The organism is Pseudoalteromonas sp. PA2MD11, assembly GCF_017808125.1.
GTDB classification, from domain to species: domain Bacteria; phylum Pseudomonadota; class Gammaproteobacteria; order Enterobacterales; family Alteromonadaceae; genus Pseudoalteromonas; species Pseudoalteromonas simplex.
Map to the genome: position 1 here is coordinate 295,325 of NZ_JADKNF010000002.1, position 19,183 is coordinate 314,507.

Annotated in this window: 14 protein-coding genes; 6 read left to right on the forward strand and 8 right to left on the reverse strand. The window is 39.3% G+C overall.

Translation table 11 applies throughout. The annotated features are described in order from the left end of the window. Positions 1-14: 14 nt before the first annotated feature. Entirely contained in the window at positions 15-578 is a 564-nt protein-coding gene (gene infC, locus ISP07_RS04065) for a translation initiation factor IF-3 (RefSeq protein WP_082389338.1), read from the reverse strand. A 57-nt stretch (positions 579-635) separates the two neighbouring features. After that, on the reverse strand, positions 636-2,546 hold the full coding sequence (thrS, locus tag ISP07_RS04070; protein WP_209326873.1) for a threonine--tRNA ligase: 1,911 nt from the start codon (positions 2,544-2,546) through the stop codon (positions 636-638). A gap of 249 nt (positions 2,547-2,795) precedes the next feature. Here thrS and ISP07_RS04075 point away from each other — a divergent pair, with 249 nt between their 5' ends. The 4 genes from ISP07_RS04075 (at position 2,796) to ISP07_RS04090 (ending at position 7,458) form a co-directional block, all read left to right on the forward strand. Next, the gene (locus ISP07_RS04075) at positions 2,796-3,809 is read left to right on the forward strand and encodes an endonuclease/exonuclease/phosphatase family protein (RefSeq protein ID WP_209326874.1); all 1,014 of its coding nucleotides are present in this window, start codon (positions 2,796-2,798) and stop codon (positions 3,807-3,809) included. A 64-nt stretch (positions 3,810-3,873) separates the two neighbouring features. Next, positions 3,874-4,326, forward strand: coding sequence for a DUF3010 family protein (locus tag ISP07_RS04080; protein ID WP_054561405.1), 453 nt, complete (start codon positions 3,874-3,876; stop codon positions 4,324-4,326). Between the two features lie 235 nt (positions 4,327-4,561). Further along, on the forward strand, positions 4,562-6,277 hold the full coding sequence (locus tag ISP07_RS04085; protein ID WP_209326875.1) for an AMP-binding protein: 1,716 nt from the start codon (positions 4,562-4,564) through the stop codon (positions 6,275-6,277). A 206-nt stretch (positions 6,278-6,483) separates the two neighbouring features. After that, positions 6,484-7,458, forward strand: coding sequence for a transposase (locus ISP07_RS04090; RefSeq protein ID WP_209326876.1), 975 nt, complete (start codon positions 6,484-6,486; stop codon positions 7,456-7,458). A gap of 292 nt (positions 7,459-7,750) precedes the next feature. Here the strand turns inward: ISP07_RS04090 and gdhA are convergent, their stop codons facing one another. The 3 genes from gdhA to ISP07_RS04105 form a co-directional block, all read right to left on the reverse strand. Then, positions 7,751-9,103, reverse strand: coding sequence for an NADP-specific glutamate dehydrogenase (gene gdhA / locus ISP07_RS04095; RefSeq protein WP_209326877.1), 1,353 nt, complete (start codon positions 9,101-9,103; stop codon positions 7,751-7,753). Positions 9,104-9,178: 75 nt separating this feature from the next. Further along, positions 9,179-9,664 carry a hypothetical protein gene (locus ISP07_RS04100; RefSeq protein WP_209326878.1) on the reverse strand — a complete coding sequence of 162 codons (486 nt, stop codon included), beginning with the start codon at positions 9,662-9,664 and terminating at the stop codon, positions 9,179-9,181. Positions 9,665-9,666: 2 nt separating this feature from the next. Next, positions 9,667-11,856, reverse strand: coding sequence for an LruC domain-containing protein (locus ISP07_RS04105; RefSeq protein ID WP_209326879.1), 2,190 nt, complete (start codon positions 11,854-11,856; stop codon positions 9,667-9,669). A gap of 225 nt (positions 11,857-12,081) precedes the next feature. On the opposite strand from ISP07_RS04105, the gene ISP07_RS04110 reads away from it, so the two are divergent. After that, positions 12,082-14,235: an ATP-binding protein gene (locus ISP07_RS04110; protein WP_209326880.1), complete on the forward strand. Its 2,154-nt coding sequence runs from the start codon at positions 12,082-12,084 to the stop codon at positions 14,233-14,235. Here ISP07_RS04110 and ISP07_RS04115 read toward each other — a convergent pair. The 3 genes from ISP07_RS04115 to ISP07_RS04125 form a co-directional block, all read right to left on the reverse strand. Next, a complete protein-coding gene (locus ISP07_RS04115) occupies positions 14,228-15,622 on the reverse strand; it encodes a M28 family metallopeptidase (protein WP_209326881.1) in 1,395 nt (464 codons plus the stop codon). The two genes, ISP07_RS04110 and ISP07_RS04115, sit on opposite strands and share 8 nt — an antisense overlap. A gap of 116 nt (positions 15,623-15,738) precedes the next feature. Next, complete coding sequence (locus tag ISP07_RS04120; protein ID WP_209326882.1) at positions 15,739-16,647, reverse strand: GGDEF domain-containing protein; 909 nt, start codon at positions 16,645-16,647, stop codon at positions 15,739-15,741. A 61-nt stretch (positions 16,648-16,708) separates the two neighbouring features. Continuing rightward, positions 16,709-17,104: a VanZ family protein gene (locus ISP07_RS04125; protein ID WP_209326883.1), complete on the reverse strand. Its 396-nt coding sequence runs from the start codon at positions 17,102-17,104 to the stop codon at positions 16,709-16,711. Positions 17,105-17,280: 176 nt separating this feature from the next. Here ISP07_RS04125 and ISP07_RS04130 point away from each other — a divergent pair, with 176 nt between their 5' ends. Next, on the forward strand, positions 17,281-19,128 hold the full coding sequence (locus ISP07_RS04130) for an ABC transporter ATP-binding protein (protein ID WP_209326884.1): 1,848 nt from the start codon (positions 17,281-17,283) through the stop codon (positions 19,126-19,128). Positions 19,129-19,183: the final 55 nt, after the last annotated feature.

Genomic DNA, 19,183 nt, shown 5'->3' on the forward strand with positions numbered 1-19,183 from the left:
GTAATGTACCCTGTTTATTGCTTTTTAGCAATAGGTGCCATCATCATAACCATCTGGCGACCTTCAACACGATTTGGGAATGATTCAACTTGTGAAACATCTTCTAAATCGGCTTTAACACGGTTTAATAATTCGATACCAATTTCTTGGTGAGCCATTTCACGACCACGGAAACGGATAGTGATTTTAGCTTTATCACCCGCTTCTAAGAACTTGCGTAAGTTGCGTAGCTTAACCTGGTAGTCACCTTCATCCGTACCTGGACGGAATTTGATTTCTTTAACCTGGATTTGCTTTTGCTTTTTCTTTTGTTCTTTTAGTTCTTTGCTTTTTTCAAAGATGAACTTACCGTAGTCCATAACCTTACAAACAGGTGGCTCAGCATTAGGACTGATTTCTACAAGATCTACACCCGCATCATCAGCGATAGCTTGCGCCTCTTTTAATGACACGATGCCAGCTTGCTCGCCGTCGATGCCAATTAAACGAACTTCTTTAGCTGTAATATCTTCGTTGATACGATTTTTTTGAGCTGTTTGTTGCCCTTTCTTGCCGCCTCTAATGGTACGATCCTCCAAGAATATAAAATAAAAAGCGTGTAGTTGGCTGTTTGTTTTGCCCTACACGCTCATGATTTATTGTCGATTTTTAATTTCTTCGCTTACTTTAGCAACGAAATCATCAACACTAAATTTGCCTAGGTCTTCACCTGTGCGAGTGCGTACTGCCACTTCTTGTTGTTCAACTTCTTTATCGCCAACAACAAGTAAATATGGAATACGTTTTAACGTATGTTCACGGATTTTAAAGCCAATCTTCTCATTTCTCAAGTCAGCAGCGGCTCTAATTCCAAGTTTATTTAATTTTTGTACAATTTCTTGCACATAATCTGCTTGTTTATCCGTGATGTTCATGATCACAACTTGCTTAGGAGCAAGCCACGTTGGGAACAAACCAGCGTATTCTTCAGTTAAAATACCGATGAAACGCTCAATTGAACCTAAAATTGCGCGGTGGATCATAACTGGTGTACGACGTTCGTTATTTTCAGCAACATAAGTTGCACCTAAACGACCTGGTAATGCAAAGTCTAGCTGTACAGTACCACATTGCCATGCACGGTCTAAACAGTCATAAAGTGTAAACTCAATCTTAGGACCGTAGAATGCACCTTCACCTGGTAGGTAATCAAACTCAATGTCGTTTGCTTTTAATGCATCAGCTAGTGCAAGCTCAGCTTTATCCCACATTTCGTCTTCGCCGATACGTTTTTCTGGACGAGTAGATAGTTTTACAACGATCTTCTCAAAGCCAAACGTTTCGTATGTGTCGTAAACCATTTTGATACATGCAGAAACTTCATCCATGATTTGCTCTTCAGTACAGAAGATATGCGCATCATCTTGAGTAAAGCCACGTACACGCATTAAGCCGTGTAATGCACCTGATGGTTCGTTACGGTGACAACAACCAAACTCTGCCATACGTAATGGTAGATCACGGTATGATTTTAAACCTTGATTAAAGATTTGTACGTGTCCCGGGCAGTTCATTGGTTTGATTGCGTATTCACGCTTTTCAGATTCAGTTGTGAACATCGCATCTGCGTATTTGTCCCAGTGACCTGATTTTTCCCATAAACCACGGTCCATCATTAATGGGCCTTTAACTTCTTCGTAATCGTACTCACGTAATTTTTCACGAACGAAGTCTTCTAGTTCACGGTAAATGCTCCAGCCATCGTTGTGCCAAAACACCATGCCTGGTGCTTCTTCTTGCCAGTGCCATAAATCAAGCGCTTTACCAATACGACGGTGATCACGTTTTTCAGCTTCTTCTAAGCGTTTTAAATACGCTTTAAGTTGCTTTTTATCTGCCCACGCAGTGCCGTAGATACGTTGCAGCATCTTGTTTTCAGAATCACCGCGCCAATAAGCCCCTGCCACTTTCATGATTTTGAAATGTTGGCAGAATTTCATGTTTGGTACGTGTGGGCCACGACACATGTCGATGTATTCTTCGTGATGGTATAAGCCTGGACGATCATCTTTCGCGATGTTCTCGTCTAGGATTTCCATTTTATAGGTTTCACCACGCGCTTCAAAAGTATCGCGTGCTTCTTGCCAGCTTACGGTCTTTTTAACAACGTCGTAGTTTGTTTTAGCAAGCTCAAGCATACGCTTTTCGATAGCATCTAAATCATCTTGGCTTAAAGAGTGTTCCATATCGATATCGTAATAGAATCCGTTATCGATGGTCGGACCGATTGCCATTTTTGCTTCAGGGAAAAGCTGCTTAACTGCATGACCAATAAGGTGCGCACATGAGTGACGGATAATCTCTAAACCATCATCATCTTTTGCTGTGATAATTTCTAAACGCGCATCTTCAGTGATTAAGTCACATGCATCAACACGAGTACCATTAACACGGCCTGCAATCGTTGCCTTGGCAAGACCTGGACCGATATCGCTCGCTACGTCAAATGTGCTTACTGGGTTTTCAAAACTACGCTGACTGCCGTCAGGGAGGGTAATAACTGGCATTATAAATCCTTAATACAGTGGTGATGCCTACAATGCATCACATGTAATATTTTTAAATTAATTTTTAGTAACTCTGCAACGCTTTTACGAATAAGCATTGCTATTTAAGCTTGTATTTACTGAGTCCTCGCAAATACAAGCGACTATTGTCGCTGCTCACGTGCTCAAATACAAGTAGTTAGAAGACTAAATTGACAATTAGTTAACTCATTTCATACTTAATGAGTCAGTACTTTTAGGGTGATGAAAATGCCAAACACGCGTTCTTTTAAGTTTGCTACATTTAACTTATTAAATTATACCGCGCCACCCTACTCGTTTTACCAATTACATGAACGCTATAACAATACACAATGGCTGCAAAAACAATTGTTTGTTGCTAATTTCTTAAGTGAGTCAACCCCTGATGTGGTGGCATTTCAAGAAGTGTTTAGTCAACACGCATTAGAAGTGCAGTGTAAAGAAGCGGGTTATGATTATTTTAAAACGGTCGATAGCCCGTCCCATGATGCGCTCTATCCGCAAGTGTTATTCAACCCTGTAGTTGCAATTGCGAGTAAATACCCGTTTAAATCAGCCGATGCACTGACGCCATGCCCTGAATTACTTGAGTACTTAAACAATCAAAATGAGTTCAAATTTAATCGCACACCGATTAAATGTATCATTGATTTACCTGATTTTGGTGAAGTCTGTTTTTATGTTGTTCATTTTAAGTCACAGCGTGTGCAATCAATGGCGCACATTCTTAATATTCATAACCTTGAAGATCCGCTCCTGCAGTTACTACATCAAACGGTGGGTACCATGCAGTCGCAAATCTCCCGCTCATTAGAAGCGTCTATTGTCTATTATGATGCACTGAAAACGCAGCGAGAAATGCAATGTGCAACACTTGTTATGGGGGACTTTAATGATGTACTTACCAGCCCAACTTTATCGTTTATGACTCAAGGCTTTCACCCCACTCGCTGTGAACCTTGTATAGAACAGAACGAACTTGTTGTTGGTCTGACCGACAGCTATGAGTTTAGCCGCTCATATTATGATAATAAAAACAAACCCTTTAGCCATTATTACCAAGGAAAAGGGAATGTATTAGATTATATTCTTGCTTCAGCGCATTTTAATCCCGATTGCCAAGTTTCAAAGGTGAAAGCGCTCGACTATGAAAGTTATGACAAGCATATTTCCCCTACACAACAGACCGAAGACATTAGTGTAAGTGACCATAGTGTTATCGCTATAAAAATTCATTTTTAAAGCAACTGTTTTTCATAACGTTACTTGCTATAATTGCGCAAATTAAGTTATTTAGAGAATGACCATGAGAACATGCGGTGTAGAAATTACAGGTAGCGACGTACTACTGTGTATTTTAACCAAAGACAATGACGTATTTGATATCCGTGATGTCAGACAAACACGTTTTACCTTAGGTAACGGTAATGACACAGAAGTAATGCGTAAATTCCAATTTGATTTCAAAAAATTAATGGAAGATTACCAAATTGACTCTGTAGCAATCAAAGAGCGCCAAGCTAAAGGTAAATTCGCTGGTAGTGCTAAAGGTTTCAAAATGGAAACGGCTATTCAGTTAATCGAGCGCTTAGATGTGCAAGTTTTATCTGCAACTGAAATTAAAGAGCAGCTTAAGCGCAACCCAGTACCTATTGATTTTGAAGACACAGGCCTGAAAAAATTCCAAGAAAACGCATTCATTAGTGCTTACGTGTACATCATGCGTAAAACTTATAAGCAAGATGAGCCAAAAGCTTAATTGCTGCTTATTCTTAAAAAAACGTGCTACGGCACGTTTTTTTATACCTCAAAACCCATCCTTTATTCTGCTTTATTAAAATTACACTCTGTACATTAGTCTTATAAAGCTTTTCTTTGTCGACAATCTATGTTTAGTTAATCAGGTACGCATGTTTTGAAATCATCCTAAATGATTGTTTCAATTCTTTTGCATCAAGTCCATGACAACAAATTAACCGGACACGGAGAATACAATGCAGACAAAGAACACACACTGTAATGCGCTTCCACTTACTCAAAGCTATTATCAAGGCCGTACAGACATTCCATTGATAGAACAAACAATTGGACAGTACCTTGATAATATTGTCGACAATCACCCTGATCACCCCGCGATTGTGGTTCATCATCAACAGATCCGTTTAACCTACAGGCAATACCAGCAACAGATTAACCAGTTAGCAATGGGATTATTATCACTTGGCGTAAAACCTGGCGACCGGGTTGGTATTTGGTCTCCTAACAATATTGAATGGTGCTTAACTCAATTTGCCACAGCAAAAATTGGTGCAATCATGGTGTGCATTAACCCTGCATATCGACCAAGCGAATTAAAATACGCACTCAATAGTGTTGAGTGTTCAACACTTATCACAGCAAGTGAATTTAAATCCAGTAATTATATAAACATGCTGAATGAGCTCGCACCGGAGCTTAAAGATTCACAAGCAGGTGAATTAAATTTAAACGCCCTGCCACACCTAAAAAATATTATTCGTATTGGTGATGAGCCTGCTACTGGCATGTTTAGCTTTAGCGATATCATGCAGCGCGCAACAGATGCCCATAAGCTAGAGCTTGATGCAATAGCTGCTACTTTAAGCTGTGACCAAGATATCAATATTCAATTTACTTCTGGTACTACGGGTAATCCAAAAGGAGCGACCTTATCCCATAAAAACATCCTCAATAACGGATTTTTGATGGCCCAAGCGATGAAGCTGACACATGAAGATAAACTCTGTATTCCGGTACCGCTATATCACTGCTTTGGTATGGTGCTTGGCAATTTAGTATGTATAAGTAAAGGCGCTACCGCTGTTTTTCCGGGTGATTCTTTCGACCCTAAAACAACCCTTGAAGTTGTTGAAAAAGAACGCTGTACAGGCTTACATGGTGTTCCAACAATGTTTATCGCCGAGTTAGAGCTTAAAGATTTTGCAAATTATGACTTATCTAGCCTCCGAACAGGCGTAATGGCCGGCTCAACCTGCCCTGAGCAAGTTATGCGTAAAGTTCACTCATTAATGCATATGAAAGAAGTTGTAATTGGTTATGGCCAAACTGAATGTAGCCCGATAAATAACGTAACTGAAACCGACTCGCCTCTCGAAAAACAAGTTACCACAGTAGGCCGTGCATTAGCCCATACTGAAGTGAAAATCATCGACGAGCTGGGTGATGTTCAACAAGTTGGCTTACCTGGAGAAGTATGTAGCCGTGGTGCTGGAATTATGCGCTGCTATTGGAATGATGAAGAAAAAACGAAAGCAACAATTGATCAAGACGGCTGGTTACATTCTGGTGACTTAGGTGTGATGGACGAAGATGGCTTTGTTGCTATCGTTGGTCGGATAAAAGACATGATCATCCGTGGTGGTGAAAACATCTACCCAAGAGAAATAGAAGAAGTTCTCTACACCTACCCTGGTATTCAAGATGCGGCCATTTTTGGTATAAGTGATGAAAAATACGGCGAAGAAGTATGTGCCTGGATCCAACCTAAAGATGATGCAGTACTTGATGAAAATGCCATTCGTGATTTTTTAAAAGATAAACTTGCCTACTTCAAAGTACCAAAGCACATCCGCTTTGTTGAAGAATACCCAATGACAGTAACAGGCAAACTTCAAAAATTTAAAATGCGCGAACAAATGCAAGAACTCCTAAGCGAAAAGGCATTTTCGTAATCATTCACTTGCAAAGTACCCCCTAATTTCAAGCAAGCTCAGCACCGCTGAGCTTTTTTAATTTATTAAGACACCCATTTTAAATTTGAAGAGTTAACCGAGCTTCATATATAAAGACTAAATTAATGTAGACATCCAACTTAATATTTCTCAATTTTTGGAATTACAGCTAAGCTTATAGTGTTCAACTCATGGAGGAGAAGAGCATGGCAACCCCACGTAGAAACTTAATTAGCGTTTCAAACACGCCTTACTATCACTGTATTTCACGCTGCGTTCGTCGCGCTTTTTTGTGCGGGCAAGACCCACTAACTGGTCGCTCATATGAACACCGGCGCGATTGGGTTGAAAACAAACTACTTCAACTTGGTCGTATATTTTGTATTGATGTTTGTGCTTACGCTGTTATGAGTAACCATACTCATCTAGTACTTCATATTGATATAGCAAAAGCAAAGCGTTTGAATAATAAAGCGATTCTGATTAGATGGCATAAGTTATTTAAAAGTACATTCCTTTGCCAACGATTCTTAAATGGCGAATTGCTAACAAAAACAGAGCTTTCTGCGGTTAATACCAGAGTAAATTTATATCGAGAGAGGCTCAGTAGCATCAGTTGGTTTATGCGCGTTCTTAATGAGAGTGTTGCTCGAAAAGCAAATCAAGAAGATGAGTGCAAAGGACGCTTTTGGGAAGGTCGCTTTAAGTCACAAGCATTACTTGATGAAGCAGCTCTTGCAGCTTGTCTTGCGTATGTTGACCTAAACCCTGTAAGAGCGAAAGCGGCTGATTTACCTGAGCAATCTGACTACACCAGTATAAAAACACGCATTGAGTCAGCTCAAAATAATAAGCAACCAAAGTCACTTATGCGCTTTGCAGGTAAACCACGTAAGCATATGCCTAAAGGTCTGCCATATAAGCTCAAAACATACCTGCAACTCGTTGATTGGACTGGTCGCTCAATCCGAGAGGGTAAACCAGGGAAAATCCCTGAAAATGCATTACCAATACTTGAAAGACTAAATATTTGTACTGACAACTGGCTTACACTCACCACTTCCTTTACTCGCTCGTTTAAAAATACGGCTGGTAAAGAGCAAGCAATCACAGCTTACACAAATCACATGAAACGAAAACGGAGAAGCTCTATAGCTAAGAGCCAAGCTTTATTTTGTTAATCTATTAAAACTACAAAACGACACTAATAAACAGCTATTGATATAAATAGAAATATCGACGTTCTGAAATTACTTATGATATAAATTAAATAGCTAATTTTTCAGACAGAGTAACAATTAAGTACCAACCCCCACTTTCATCTAGCCGAGATAAATCTCAATTATGCGATGCTGCACTCATATCAATAAATAAAATGGGTGTCTTTATTGTTTATGTAAAAAATGGATGTCTCTTTAATTACATTTTATATTCTTAGAACAAAAGTGGGTGTCTTATTATATTGTCAAATCACTAAACAACACCTTGCTTTAACATTGCATCTGCAACTCGTTCAAATCCTGCTATATTCGCACCAAGCACCAAGTCGTGTTCAATAGAGTACTGCTTGGCAGTAACTGAAATAGTATTAAAAATGGATTTCATAACTTGCTGAAGTTTTTCATCAACTTGCTCAGATTGCCACTTTTGCATACTGGCATTTTGAGCCATTTCGAATTGGCTCGTCGCCACACCTCCAGCATTTGCGGCTTTGCTTGGCCCTAAGTAAACGTTGTGCTCTTTGAAAATCTTCATTGCTTCAGGTGTAGTTGGCATGTTGGCACCTTCGCACACAGTTAAACATCTGTTTTCTAAAAGAGCTTTAGCATCACCTTTAGTAATTTCATTTTGAGTCGCACATGGCAAAGCAATGTCTGCTTCATATCGCCAAACTTGATGACCGTCAGTTGGGTATTGATTGACAGGTGTGAACTCAGCATCTTCATGTTCATTCAAATAATCTCTAAGCTCAGCACCACGTTCACTTTTTAGATGCATCACTAATTTTACGTCAAGCCCATTCTTACTATATAGCGTGCCCTTCGAATCGCTACAGCTAAGAATCACAGCACCGTACTCATCAAGCTTTTTCATCAGATAAAGTGCAACATTACCAGCACCAGACACTAAGCACCGTTTTCCTGTTAAAGAGTCGCCTTTCGCATCTAACATAGCACTTAGAAAGTAAGCAACGCCGTATCCTGTTGCTTCTGTTCTTAAAGAAGAGCCATTTAATGATTCAGGTTTTCCTGTTAAAACGCCACTAAATTGGTTTGTGATCCGCTTGTACTGCCCAAACAAATAACCAATTTCTCTCGCCCCAACGCCAATATCACCAGCAGGTACATCTGTATTAGCACCAATATGACGGAAAAGCTCAGTCATGTATGACTGACAAAAACGCATAATTTCATGGTCGCTTTTGCCTTTGGGGTTGAAATCAGCACCACCTTTACCACCACCTAACGATAAACCTGTCAATGCATTTTTTAAGACTTGCTCAAAGCCCAAAAATTTAACCACACTTTGGTTAACGCTGGGGTGAAATCGTAAGCCGCCCTTAAAAGGACCTAACGATGAACTAAATTCAATTCTAAAACCACGATTAACCTGAACATTTCCAAGATCATCAAGCCAAGGAACCCTAAATATGACTTGCCTTTCTGGCTCTACTAATCGTTCAACAATAGAGTTTTTTTGATACTTATCATTAATCTCGAGATATTGATTAATCGAAGACAGAACCTCTTCAACAGCTTGATAAAACTCCGTTTCATTTGGATTAGAACTCTTTACTGATTTTAACACTTGCTCTATGTATTCCATCACTCATTCCTCTTCAAGCTGTTGAAAATAAGATTCTTAAAAATTAAACTCATTTACGAAAAGAATCGATCACTCTTACCTAATCATAAACACCATTGGCTGCTCACTATCATTTTTCCAATAATAACGCAAAGGCTCACTCTGAGTGTCATAAAACCACACCTCGGCCACCAGCTCTAATCCACTGTTAGCTAACATTAAACTAGATGACAGCTTGCTCTGTACCAATGGTGCACGAAGCAAACACTGGTTATAATCGGCTTTATCGTCGTCGCCTTTAAGACATATGTTTAAAAAGGCTCTGGTGTCACCAATATTCAAATCTACATCTACATCGAGCTCTAATTTACTACTTAAATTAAACTCAGGAGCAATCGTTAAATCATTCATCGTCTCAGGATCCACGCCAGTAGCAGGAGGTGTTGTCTCAGGTGGCGTTGTATCTGTTGTAGGTGCTTGCGTTACATTTGTTCCAGCACTTTCAGTTGCAGAGTCGCCTTCACCACCGCCACCACACGCAGCTAACATTAAGCTTATGATCACTAAAGTATAATGTTTCATAATTATTCTCCTCTTGAAATCACGTTAGCAGGCTTAGCATTGTTGAACCACATTGGCTTTTCTTGCCCTTTTGATTCTGCAAATGCTTTAAAGTCGCTGTATGCATGGGTAATATCTACGCCTTCTTTAGGGTGAGCCCACGAAGTACCTACTTCAATTGCCCAAGGCAGACCTGTTTCGGTTTGGAAGTAAAAACCCTGCGCACTGTCAGATGCATCATCAGACTCTGCGAAAGAAAATAGTTGCATATCAAATTTTTCTGTCGGCTGCTGATTCTTAAGGTGAACCTCCCAGCTTCTAGGGTCTTTACCAACCAAGGCTTCACCATGATAGTGTCCATCAGCTGCAAATATGAAAGGATCTAATGTGTACTTAGGTGCATCTGCGGTCGCTGTACCTGGTAATAAATCAATAAACAATGAAAACGTGACTTTACTGTTGCTATCACAACCCGTCTCGGTTCTAAAATAATTACAATTAGACTGTTTATCAATGTAATCCCAAGTATCAGGCATAATCACGAAAATAGCATCTTCAGTATTTTGCTCTAAGATCTCGTGCGTTTGTTCAAGACCATTAATCAGTAAACTAATTTTTTCAGCATTAATTTGGCTACGTAAAATGCGTTTATCATTTGAACCTTCCACAGTCTCATATAACCTAACTGCAAAGCCATTATGAAAATCAGCACCTATCCCAACTAGCTCACCTTCTATTTTGTAACCTGTAGCCATACCATTTTGATCTATAATTGTAGTTCGATAGTTTATAACTAAATCATTGAAGTCATAATCTCCAGAAAATGGCCATTTATCCTCAAATGCAAGTGTTACCCAGCTATTTTCTCCGGGGTAAACTAAGCTTCCCAATGTTGTTACAGAGTAATCTTCTACCTCCCCACCAATAACACCACCAGTTGCTGTAATTGGATTGGTTTCACTACCATCAGTTACACGAAAGCGAGACCAGGTTGTTCCCATAACGGCATCATCTGGAACATTAACTAAAATGCTATTATCGCCTTGGTTTAACCGATATTTAGACACCGTAATTTCATCCGCATCAAATTGGTAATTCTGATCCCAATCAAACCATGCGTATAGATATGTCTCGTCATTTGCAGAGGTAACAATAATTTGACTGGTATTGCCTGCTACCAAATCAGTGACGAACTTTACGCCGTCATCTGATTGATCATCAGGTGTTAAAAGTAAGTCTGAACGTGTATTAATATTCTCGCCATCTACTGTAGCACCTAAGTAAACCAAATTAGTTTGATCTGCATTTGGGTCAAATAAATGTCTTGCGCCACTGTCTTCGAGTGAGGTTTGATAAGGAGCTGGTGCATCACCAAAATCGATTGAATTATCCGTTACCTTTACCTCAGCAATTGCGCAGCGTGCACCATCATTTTGATTTGATGTAGGCCCTAAAGTAAACACCGCAGCAGTTGGTGTGTAACCGTTTACAGGGCTGATGCTAAGGTCTACTTTGTGTATTTTACCGCTTCGGTTATTACTAAAATAAAACTGTCCTTTTACATCAAAATACCCAGCACCATTCGCTCCGGTATCACCAGCTATATCTAAGTTCGCCACAAAAGTGGGTGTCTGATTATTAAGATCTATTTCGTATAAGTCGCCATTTGATTCAACTGCATACAAAAGGTTGCTATTAGGATGAAAAGCAAAATCATAAATAGCTAACCCCCAGCTAGCTGAACCCGCAACTAAATCAGCTTGATATTCATCAGCAGGCTCTCTCAAATCAATACCATACAATCCGAATTTGGGATGATACAAATAATATACCGCCTGATTAGTTTCACTATTTACATGAATGTCACCCACATAAAAGTTAGTATCAGGCAGACCGTTAACCACGAGTCGTTCTAGTTGATAATCATCACCAATTTTGACAACACTCTTAGGGCTTTGCTTACTAAAGCCATACATATATTGGTCTTTATAGTTAAAACCCACAGCATTTACGCTTTCATTGTTTGTTTCGTCACTAAAGTTTAATGACGGTGCTAATACTGTCGCTTTAGCAGAGACCAAATCAATTCCAAACATTTGTGCAGGTGTACCTTGTATTAAAAATGCTTTACTTGGGCATTCTTCAAACGGAGCTGCGCTTACATAACTAGTGGCAAGCACTGATAAAAGACAGACGGGTATTTTGCTTTTCATAATTACACTCTCCTGTGGTTATGTAATTATTTAAAGCAGCAATTGTTCCAAAATATAACTCATTAAAAAATAAGGTTTTAAATATTTTTTGCAGATCCTTTTTGCAAGATGCAACCATCTATATCGCAAAATGCAATTCTTTTTAATCACAAAAAACAAATTTACTCAACACAAAAGCATGATGTGCTAGAATTGCTTCAGAAAAAATAATAATAAATGTTAAAAATGAACTTTAAAGCTCTTGTTATTCTGCTTTGTACCTTGTCATTTGCATCAATTGCGTCAACTTTACAAGGCCACATTGATGAAGCTAGAACAATAAGCGATTACCAAGAACGCTATAAATATTTAACAAATATAGATAAACGCCTTATTGAATCTGCCAGTTTTGCTGAGCGATTAAGCTTTAATGTTAGATTAATTCACATTCATATACACCTAGGTCAGTTTCAACAGGCGCAAAACATAGTAGAAGAACTTGAGTCTTCTCCAAAATATAAAAGTGACACCTCTATTTATAGCGAATTATATTTAGTCAAAGCTCGATTGGCATATAGCGCAAATAAATTAGAATCTGCAATTCACTTATCTCAACAAAATGTCGCGCTGTTTCAGCGTTTGCAACTCACCGATTACGAAATTGATGCCGTTGCGAGCCTTGTCAGTGCTTATCATAATGCGGGTGAATATCAAGCAGCCTTGAACTTGCTTGAGGTTTATATTCACGACAACAATCGAGAATTAACCTTAAAGCAAAAAGAAATGCTCTACCATGGTTATTCGCGTAATCTTGAACAGTTAGACCGGTTAACCCTTGCCCTAGAATATAAGCTAAAACGCCGTGAAGTTATTCAGCAAATGTCGCCGTCTATTTCATTACAAGCAGGTATAAGTTATTCAATTGCTCAAAGTTATTTAGATTTAGAACAATACGAAAAAGCAAAGAGCGAGTTTATTACAGCCCTTAATTTTGATAGGCAAACGGGTTCACTGTCTGATATCGGACATAGTTTAGTTAAGCTATCCCAATGCGAATATGGACTTAAAAACTACCCTGCAGCACTTGAATACGCACAAGAGGCTAAGCAGGTCTTCGCTAGTTATAACAGTACGCGAAATACTGCCTGGGCAAACCATAATATTGCGATAAATTTGCTCGAAATAGATAAACCTGACCAAGCATTAAGCATTGAAAAACAAGTGATCATTGAACTCAAGCAAGACGATCACTTATATGTAGATGTATTACTTACATTAGCTAAGCTGTACATTGGCTCTACTGAGCACGAACAAGCTAAACATTATGCTGAGCAAGCCTACCAGTTAAGTAAGCAAAAAAATAAGCTGCAAAAGCAAATCATTGCCCTAGAACATTTGATCACTGTGACAGAAAAACAAGCTGATTATAAACAAGCCCTGTCGTATCAACGTGCTATTACAGAGCTTGAAAAAGGCTTTGCCCGTAACAACTACAACCACCGTTTAGCTGAGCTACAAAACTCCATTGCAATGCGCGACCGCGATTTAGCAATACAAGATTTAAAACTCCAAGACAATGAAAAAAGCCAAGCTATTGCCGCACAACGTCAAGCTATTTTATACAGCGTCTTATTATTTAGCCTGCTTTTAGCTGCAATGGGCATTGCTTTATTAAGAATAAGACAGAGAAAACAGCTTATTGAACAGCGCCGAAATTATCTGGATAAACAAATCAGTCAACGTAGTAAGTTATTATCACAAGTAGCTCACGAACTAAGTGGTCCATTAACAGGGTTGCGCTTACACCTTGAAACGCTTCAAGCAGGCCTAACCCAATTTAATGAGCTTACATACGAAAAGCTCAACCAAAAAATCACCGATATGGCAACTTTAGTTACTGATTTAAATAAAATTTCACTTTTAGAACAAAGCAGCTTTCAGCTCAACGTAACAACAATTAATGCGGCTGAGTATTTCCAAAGCTTACACGCAGATATGCTGATCCAGCTTGAAAAATTTGAAGTGACATTTACACAAAATGTTGCTGATGAACTAAGTTTTGAGTGCGATGCAACACGGCTTTCACAGTTATTTGCAAACTTAATCAGTAATTCGCTTAAGTACACAAATCACCCTGGTAAGATTAATTTGACGATTAGCCAAAACCAAACACAGCTTTTAATCTGCTATGAAGATTCATCCCCTGGCGTCAGCGACGAGAGTTTAGCAAAGATTTTTGACCACCTTTATAGAGTGCCTGACTTAAAAACAGTGAAACAGTCAGGTTCAGGAATTGGGCTTGCGATAGTAAAACAAATTGTCGAAGCCCATAACTGGCGTATTACAGCAGCTCATAGCGAACTGGGTGGTGTACGCTATGACTTAACGATTGCTATTTAGCAGACTTGTCTGGCCATTCAAACGCGCCAACATCGCCAGGAAATACAACCGGTGATTCAATACCGTCTTTGTTCACAGCCGCAACACCAAAATAGTAGTTATCGATAACAACATTTTTCAGTGTAGCTTCGGTTACCTTGCCAACATCGCGGCTAAACTGCCATCGTGGCTCACTTGTATAACGCCAATAGATTTTATAACTAACCACCGTTGGATCATCGCTTTTATGCCAGGCTAAGGTTGTACTTGGCTTTACAGCACCTGAAATATTAACACCCGTTGGTGGCGCCGGAGCCCATGCCATTGATGCCATTGTTACTGCATTGAGTGAGGTTAATTTCGCTGCATAAGCAAAATCAACATGGTCGATGGTGTCACCATAAGTAATGCCATTTTCAGTACGTAAGTCTTGATGCTGTTGATTATAGTTTTCGTTGGTTTCCATTATACGCACAGCGGCAAAGCCAACATCGTTAAATGGACGGTGATGCCCTCCTCGACCAAACCGATCGAGTCGATATACCAACATGGTATCTAGATTCTCGATGTAACGATCTGCGATTGTATCTATGTAACGCGCTAGGTTACGACTTGCTGAGTCAACCTCACCACCCGTAAAACGGCGTTTATGGGCTTGCTCTTTGGTTTCAATAACGCGTGTACCTTCAGAAAAGATACGTGCAGTTGTGTTATCTGTTACCCCATTAATCCCTGTTGAATTACCAATCATGTCATTGTTTAAAACACCATGAACACGCCAATCATGCTCTTGTGCATATTTAGCTAAGATTTTACCGCCAAACAAGCCTTGCTCTTCACCAGATAATGCTGCATAAACAATTGAGCCGTTAAATTTATACTTTGATAAAACTCGCGCCGATTCAAGCACGCCAGCCACTCCAGATGCATTATCGTTAGCCCCTGGCGCATCTGAGGTATAGTCCATTACATCAGACACTCTCGAGTCAATATCACCCGACATCATAACCATACGGTTTGCATCAACTTGACCACGCTGTATAGCCACAATATTGACCACGTCAACCGGGTTTGGAATACGCTTTTCACCGGAGATTGTGTCTTTTACCTCGATGATTTCTAGGCAGTTACCACAAGCTTTAGAAATCGCCTCAAATTCAGACTTGATCCAACGTCTTGCAGCACCAATACCGCGCGTATCTGATTTCGTCTCAGAGAGAGTATGGCGAGTGCCAAAATCAACCAGCGTTTGAATATCTTGCTCTATACGTGTTTTAGAAACAGCACTTGCAATATCATGCAAAGCTTGTTGATCTTTATATTGAGGTGTTGTGGCATGAGCTGCCGAGACCAATAACAGCGATGAGCTAAACAAAGCACCCGTTGTTGTTATTTTACGCTTTAACATAGTTTCACTCCTTCAATGAATCATTAAAGGCTAACTAATATTTCATTTCGCGCAATAGTAATGCGTTAGAAAACAAATTAATAGGTTAAAACATTTTTCCGATAAAGCTATTAATACTATTTAATATTTTTAGTGCCTGATAACTTTATTCCCTCGTTATAAAACACCAAGCGATTACCCCCTTCATACTTAGCTTTATACATAGCATTATCTGCACACTGTATTAAGAATTCTGCATCACCATAATGCTCTGGAAATAGAACTGCACCAATACTTGGGGAATAACACAGTTCATCATCATTAAAAACTAAAGGCTTACATATTTCACGACTTAGTTTATCAGTAATTTTTATTACATCAGCTTTGCGTTTTACACTTTTTACAACAATTACAAACTCATCCCCTCCCAAACGGCCAACTATGTCGTCTTTATCCAATACATGGCGAATTCGCATGGCAATAGTTTTTAATAGCTTGTCGCCAGCACTGTGGCCGTGAATATCATTGACTTGCTTGAAGCCATCAATATCGATAAACAATACCGCAATAATTGCAGAAATAGTATTAGCAGTGGATAGTGACTCTTCTAGTTGGGTAATTAAAAAGCTACGATTAGGGAGATTAGTAAGTGGATCGTGCCCAGCCATGAATATGAGTTTTTGCTCAAGCTTTTTCTGTTCTGTTATATCATGAGCAATCGCCACTCTGACTTGCTTTTCTTTTGACCAATAGACAGACCACAAGACATGGACCACAGTACCGTCTTTTTTCACCCACCGGTTTACAAACCTTGGATGTAGATTATCTGTCATTATTTGATTGATAGCGTTAATGGTTTTTGCTCTATCCTCAGGGTAAACAAAGTCTAACATCTTTTTGTTTATAGCTTCTTCAAGCGTATAACCAAATATGGTTTGAAAAGCTGGATTAGTAAACAGCAAGGTGCCTTTTACATCTACTACGCAAACAGCATCAAGTAATAGCTCAATAATATCTGACAAATAATCTGAGGTATCTTTATTCATACGCAACTTTTAGGCTAGCACTATACTGAGAATAGACGAAACCTAACAAGTCACTGAAAGTTTAGACCTTAGGTGGATATAACTTTTTGCTAAGCCATGCAGATATGGCACTAAATATTGCGATACCAGTAAAATCTGCAATTAAATCAACAAAGTCTAATGTTCTCGATTCAATAAAAAATTGGCTTAGCTCTTCTAAAATCACAAACGTACTCACAATCAACACAGCTAAATAAATAGGCCGTCCAGCAACGTTCAATGTTTTAAACTTAAAGGCAAGGTTTATGAATAACGTAAGTAGTCCAAATAAGAAAAAATGCCCCAACTTATCACCGTAAGGAATGGCCGCAACGAGTTCGAAAAACACCGACTTTTGACCAGTATTGGCAAGATAAATAACCCAACCAATAAAAGCGAAAAAGCCGATAGCAATTAACACCAGAATACGTTGAAACATCTTATATTGAGCCATATGTATGATAAATTTTCTTATTATATTTTCATTTCTCACACTAGATGTAAATAACTGAATAGTTGATAGATTTTAATCTTAGTTTTTAAATTAAATGAACTGCTAAAAAACCACTCAAATGATATAGTAAGGCCACTTTGATTTTTTAAAAAGCGTCGTCTATGTATCGTTTATTTGAGCGGATGACTAATCCGTTTCCTAAAGAGCAACCTTCTCAACCACCTAATAGCTTATTTGCTTTTTGCCGTCATTATACCCGTGGCATGGAGCTTTCATTAATCCTGATGTCGTTAAGTGCTGCTGCGCTCGCTATTTTAGAAGTATCGCTATTTAGTTACATGGGCCAACTTGTCGATTGGCTTGGCGAATATACTCCTGATACTTTATTTGTTGAGCAGCAGGCTGAACTTACAAGAATGGCAATTATGTTGCTAGTCGTGTTACCCATTGTCGTATTTTTTCATTCAGCAGTGTTACATCAAGCGCTGCTTGGCAACTATCCTATGTCTATCCGTTGGTTAGCACACCGTTATTTGCTTCGTCAGAGTGTTAGTTTTTATCAAAACGAATTTGCCGGCCGTATTGCGACAAAAGTAATGCAAACCTCATTAGCTGTTCGTGAATCAGTGATGAAACTGCTCGATGTATTAATGTATATCGTGGTCTACTTTGGCGCCATGGTATTTTTGGTCGCAGAATCTGACTGGCGTTTAATGTTGCCATTATTAATTTGGTTAGTTCTTTATGCCGCTATTCAAATGTATTTTGTACCAAAGCTCAAGAAAGTCGCCAGCTCGCAGGCTGATGCGCGCTCAGAAATGACCGGACGTGTTGTTGATAGCTATACTAACATTTCGACTATCAAATTATTCTCGTACACACAGCGAGAAGAACAATATGCAAAAGATAGCATGGATGTATTTTTACAGCCTGTATATAAGCAAATGCGTTTAGTTACTAGCTTAAACTTCTCTATCAACACCCTTAATTATTTATTGGTATTTAGTATTGCTGCCCTCTCTTTGTATCTTTGGTCAATTAGCGCCATCAGTGTTGGAGCTATCGCCATTGCGGTGAGTTTATCACTGAGACTAAACGGTATGGCACAGTGGATCATGTGGGAGATCAGTAGCCTATTTGAAAACATTGGTACTGTTGCTGATGGTATGAAAACCCTATCAACGCCGATTGAAGTGGATGATAAAGAAAACGCAAGCACTCTTACTGTTAATAAAGGGTCGATAAGCTTTGAGAATGTGCAATTTAACTATGGTAAAGCTGCCAACGAAACCCATCGCGGCCCTGTTATCAATGGCTTAAATCTAGACATCAAACCGGGTGAGAAAATAGGTTTAGTCGGTCGCTCTGGTGCAGGTAAATCTACCTTAGTGAATTTGTTACTGCGCTTTTATGATGTTGACTCAGGCACAATTCGCATTGATGGTCAAAACATCGCTGAGGTAAGCCAAGAAAGCTTACGTAAGCACATTGCGATGGTGACGCAAGATACCTCGCTGTTACACCGCTCAGTAAAAGAAAACATTCTTTATGGCAGACCCGATGCTACTGAAGATGAAATGCTTGCGGCCGCAAAGCAAGCAGAAGCAATTGAGTTCATCGAAGACTTAGAAGACAGCAAAGGCAATAAAGGCTTTGCCGCACAAGTTGGTGAACGCGGTGTGAAGCTTTCTGGTGGTCAACGTCAACGTATTGCTATTGCACGAGTCCTTCTAAAAGATGCACCAATTCTAATCTTAGATGAGGCAACCAGTGCCCTTGATTCTGAAGTAGAAGCCGCAATTCAAACTAGCCTAGACGATTTAATGACCGGCAAAACAGTTATTGCCATTGCGCACCGCCTATCAACTATTGCGCAAATGGATAGACTCATTGTGCTTGATGAAGGTGGCGTGGTTGAACAAGGCTCTCACGAGCAACTAATTGGCCAAGATGGTATCTATGCTGCCCTATGGTCACACCAAACAGGTGGCTTTATTGGCGTTGAGTAGCTAGGTTTTCAGTATTAAAAAAGGCATTGTATGAGCATTCATTCAATGCCTTTTA

Coding starts and splice junctions, on each gene's coding strand:
- ISP07_RS04125 (WP_209326883.1), bottom strand. CDS start 17,104: ATGTTTCAACGTATTCTGGTGTTAATTGCTATCGGCTTTTTCGCTTTT.
- ISP07_RS04100 (WP_209326878.1), bottom strand. CDS start 9,664: ATGAAACATTATACTTTAGTGATCATAAGCTTAATGTTAGCTGCGTGT.
- ISP07_RS04130 (WP_209326884.1), top strand. CDS start 17,281: ATGTATCGTTTATTTGAGCGGATGACTAATCCGTTTCCTAAAGAGCAA.
- ISP07_RS04110 (WP_209326880.1), top strand. CDS start 12,082: ATGAACTTTAAAGCTCTTGTTATTCTGCTTTGTACCTTGTCATTTGCA.
- ISP07_RS04105 (WP_209326879.1), bottom strand. CDS start 11,856: ATGAAAAGCAAAATACCCGTCTGTCTTTTATCAGTGCTTGCCACTAGT.
- ISP07_RS04090 (WP_209326876.1), top strand. CDS start 6,484: ATGGCAACCCCACGTAGAAACTTAATTAGCGTTTCAAACACGCCTTAC.
- ISP07_RS04080 (WP_054561405.1), top strand. CDS start 3,874: ATGAGAACATGCGGTGTAGAAATTACAGGTAGCGACGTACTACTGTGT.
- thrS (WP_209326873.1), bottom strand. CDS start 2,546: ATGCCAGTTATTACCCTCCCTGACGGCAGTCAGCGTAGTTTTGAAAAC.
- gdhA (WP_209326877.1), bottom strand. CDS start 9,103: ATGGAATACATAGAGCAAGTGTTAAAATCAGTAAAGAGTTCTAATCCA.
- ISP07_RS04085 (WP_209326875.1), top strand. CDS start 4,562: ATGCAGACAAAGAACACACACTGTAATGCGCTTCCACTTACTCAAAGC.
- ISP07_RS04115 (WP_209326881.1), bottom strand. CDS start 15,622: ATGTTAAAGCGTAAAATAACAACAACGGGTGCTTTGTTTAGCTCATCG.
- ISP07_RS04120 (WP_209326882.1), bottom strand. CDS start 16,647: ATGAATAAAGATACCTCAGATTATTTGTCAGATATTATTGAGCTATTA.
- ISP07_RS04075 (WP_209326874.1), top strand. CDS start 2,796: ATGCCAAACACGCGTTCTTTTAAGTTTGCTACATTTAACTTATTAAAT.